This window comes from Shewanella sp. Iso12 (genome assembly GCF_012030025.1).
Classification (GTDB): domain Bacteria; phylum Pseudomonadota; class Gammaproteobacteria; order Enterobacterales; family Shewanellaceae; genus Shewanella; species Shewanella algae.
The window spans coordinates 1-2,845 of record NZ_JAAUHW010000027.1; the positions used below are offsets into that span (position 1 = coordinate 1).

Below are 2,845 nucleotides of genomic sequence, written 5' to 3' on the forward strand. Positions count from 1 at the left end.
ACTGTTGTGAGTGGTACTCCTGTGCTGATTGGCGCAATGCTTGCCGTTGCCTTGGCAAACGTTCCGGCAAATACACCTGGCACTTTTATACCAGAAGGCGTGTTTGAACTCGCCAAAGCCCAGGCTGACGATATTGGCCAAGGTGATCAAGTGTATTGGGATGCAGCTGCCAAGGTGATCACTACCACAGCCACCGACAACACCCCCGTAGGTAAAGCCTGGGCTGCTGCCGGTAACGGCGCGCTTTCTGTTGAAGTGAAGATCAATGTCTGACATCGATCAGCTCTTTTCCATGAGTAGAGCAGACAGACAGGCGGCGAAGTTTCGCCGTCTGTTTGAACGCATGGGGCAATGGTGCAGGGTTGTGCCTTTCGACGGCGCTGAGTCCGTTGTAAGGCTGGTGAATCTTGCCGGCTCAAAAGGCGAGATAGCCGCATCAGCAGGCAATGAATACATGCCTGAAAAAATTATGCAGGCCGAGTTTCTGGTGCAAGATGGCAAAATTTTCTCCGGCGACACTGTTGAGCTTGGAGACATTGATGCACATGGTGATTTTGTTGCCGATGGCACCAAGCTGAAACTGACGCTGCTTTCGGCAATAGACGCAGTGTCTGTCACTTATGTTTATTTGGAACTGTAATGGCCAGCATTCGAGCAGAGGGGTTCAACGCTGTCGCCAGAGAATTGCAGCGAATACGAAATGCCCAGGCACCGGCTATCGCTGCAGCTGTGAAAGAGGCCAGTCGTTTTGGCGAAGAGCTTGCAGTTACCGAAGTATTTAAGCGCTACGGCTTTCGTGATCGTAGTTACGTTGCCCGCCACTTGTCAGTTTCATTTAACGAACGAACTTTGCAGGGGCGAGTGTCAGCGCGCTATCGCCCCAGCACTTTAAACCGATTCATTGTCCGCCGTAATACCCGAACCAGCAAAGGCGGCGGCAGCGCCGTTACTGATGGCATAACGATAGCCACAATTCGCAACAAACCAACATGGTTCAGAGGTGCGTTTACCTTTATTGGCCGCAATGGCAATGAGCTGATGGTTTCGCGCCAAAAAGGTGATAACCGCTGGCGCAGCCTTAAAGGCCGCAAAACCCTATACGGGCCCAGCGTTGCCGGTTCATTCGGTGTTATCAGGGATGACATAGAGCCACCCATTATCCGCCATTTGCGTGAGCGGTATCGGCATCACGCCAAGCGTTAGGACATTCCATGATCAACAACATTATTGAACGGCTGCAGTTGGTGCAGGGCGCCACTGTGCGCGAAGGCTTTTATGCCCAGTCATTGGTGCGTGAATCTAAATTCATATTCCTGCAACCGTACACAAGCAAAGCATCTGTTCCGGGAATGCAAACTGGATACAAAGAAGACCTCACTTTGCAAATTGTCGCCGGCATCAAGATACCTGGTTTTACCCAACCTACCAGCGAGCTGATCAATCTATCCAGAGAAATCCGCTCGAGCCTGTTTTCCAACCAACGGGACCCCGCTCGGCCCAACTGGCTTAAAGGCGCCTTTGGCCTTGCAGAGTCCGAAGAATGCAAATTCATCATGCCGGAAGCTCATGAACACCACGGCTTGGCAGTGATCACTATCTCCATTTCAAACAGCCCAACCTTCGAGGATAGATTATGAGTGTAATAGTCAAAGAGTCGTACATCGGCGCCGGCATCGTGTACGTTGCCGGCCGGGATGTTGGCAACGCATCCGGCGTTGAAGTTTCAATCGAACAGGAAGAAAAGTCTCTGCCCAACTACCGGGGTGGTGGCGGTAACTATGACTCAGTTACAAAAGTGTCGTCTGTAAAACTCAAGATGACACTCAACGCATTCAGCAATGAAAACCTGGCTCTCGCGCTGCGCGGCACCGTTTCAGTGCTGACAGCTGATCCTGTTGCTGATGAGCTTGTTGTTGCAAAACTGGATGGCCTGGCCCCAACCGAGAAGTTGATAGACATATCCCAGCCGGTAACCGTCACCAATAGTGATGGCACCACTGAATACGATGTGGACGTTGATTACTACGTTAGTGCTGCCGGTATCCGCGCCATTGGCACAGGGGCGATTGTCGATGAGGCCCAGTTGAAGGTGTCCTATACCTCTGCTGCCGGCAACGCCCTCGAAGCATTGACCGAGGCCGGTGTTACCGTCCCCGTGGTGATCGACGGTATGAACGATGCAAACGGCAAACCTTGTGTGCTGAGGTTCTATCTATGGAAGCCTTCGCCAACGTCCAGCCTGTCATTGATTACCGATGACTATGGTTCATTCGATATCGAAGGCGAAGTGCTCGCCAACGATGCGATAGTTGCCGCCGGCAAGTCGAAATTCTTCAAGCGCCTGGCTGCTTAATAGTAGCCGTTTCAGCCGTACTGCTGCCTTTGGGCGGTAGTGCGGCTTTTTCTTTGTTGAGCCAATTCGGAAATCTCTATGAGCTTTAAAGACCAAGTGATCAACCTGATCATTCAGGGGCGGGATCTCTTTAGCAGTGAAGCCAAAAAGTCTGAAAAGACGTTGGCCGAGTTGGCTGAACAAAGCGAAAAACTCAACCAACGGCTGGAAGAATTACAAGACCAAAAGCAGGCCGTTGATACAATTGATGATTTAACCGCTGCGGTAAGCAAGGGCACTCGTTCATATTCAGAAGCTGCCGCGGCACTTGCAAAGCTGCAGCAGGAACAACGCGATGCTGCCGGCTCTGCCAAAAAACTACAGCAAGAACAGGCTCAGGCTGCCACTCAAACAGCAAAGCTTGAGCAGGATTATCAGCAGCTGAGTGATGAGCTGCAACAATACAACTCTCAGATAGATGCTACGCGGTCCAGGCTTGAACAACTGACAGCA

5 protein-coding genes and 1 pseudogene are annotated in these 2,845 nt (G+C 51.5%); all 6 read left to right on the forward strand.

All coding sequences use genetic code 11. The features are described from left to right. Positions 1 to 273: DUF2190 family protein (locus HCX89_RS22520; RefSeq protein ID WP_167717516.1), on the forward strand; the 273-nt coding region annotated here is incomplete at its 5' end. Beyond that, the gene (locus HCX89_RS22525) at positions 266 to 640 is read left to right on the forward strand and encodes a hypothetical protein (RefSeq protein ID WP_144222227.1); all 375 of its coding nucleotides are present in this window, start codon (positions 266 to 268) and stop codon (positions 638 to 640) included. The genes HCX89_RS22520 and HCX89_RS22525, both read left to right, overlap by 8 nt. Then, the gene (locus tag HCX89_RS22530; RefSeq protein WP_144222228.1) at positions 640 to 1,203 is read left to right on the forward strand and encodes a hypothetical protein; all 564 of its coding nucleotides are present in this window, start codon (positions 640 to 642) and stop codon (positions 1,201 to 1,203) included. The genes HCX89_RS22525 and HCX89_RS22530 overlap by 1 nt, the downstream gene beginning before the upstream one ends. 8 nt (positions 1,204 to 1,211) lie before the next feature. Continuing rightward, positions 1,212 to 1,637 (forward strand): hypothetical protein, encoded by a 426-nt coding sequence (locus HCX89_RS22535; RefSeq protein ID WP_144222229.1) that lies wholly within the window; start codon positions 1,212 to 1,214, stop codon positions 1,635 to 1,637. Beyond that, the gene (locus HCX89_RS22540; protein ID WP_107110129.1) at positions 1,634 to 2,353 is read left to right on the forward strand and encodes a hypothetical protein; all 720 of its coding nucleotides are present in this window, start codon (positions 1,634 to 1,636) and stop codon (positions 2,351 to 2,353) included. The genes HCX89_RS22535 and HCX89_RS22540 overlap by 4 nt, the downstream gene beginning before the upstream one ends. 78 nt (positions 2,354 to 2,431) lie before the next feature. Next, positions 2,432 to 2,845: pseudogene (locus HCX89_RS22545) on the forward strand (phage tail protein); the annotation flags it as partial.

What these genes read in the sequence shown, in the direction of transcription:
- HCX89_RS22525 (WP_144222227.1), top strand. Translation starts at nt 266, where the DNA reads ATGTCTGACATCGATCAGCTCTTTTCCATGAGTAGAGCAGACAGACAG.
- HCX89_RS22530 (WP_144222228.1), top strand. Translation starts at nt 640, where the DNA reads ATGGCCAGCATTCGAGCAGAGGGGTTCAACGCTGTCGCCAGAGAATTG.
- HCX89_RS22535 (WP_144222229.1), top strand. Translation starts at nt 1,212, where the DNA reads ATGATCAACAACATTATTGAACGGCTGCAGTTGGTGCAGGGCGCCACT.
- HCX89_RS22540 (WP_107110129.1), top strand. Translation starts at nt 1,634, where the DNA reads ATGAGTGTAATAGTCAAAGAGTCGTACATCGGCGCCGGCATCGTGTAC.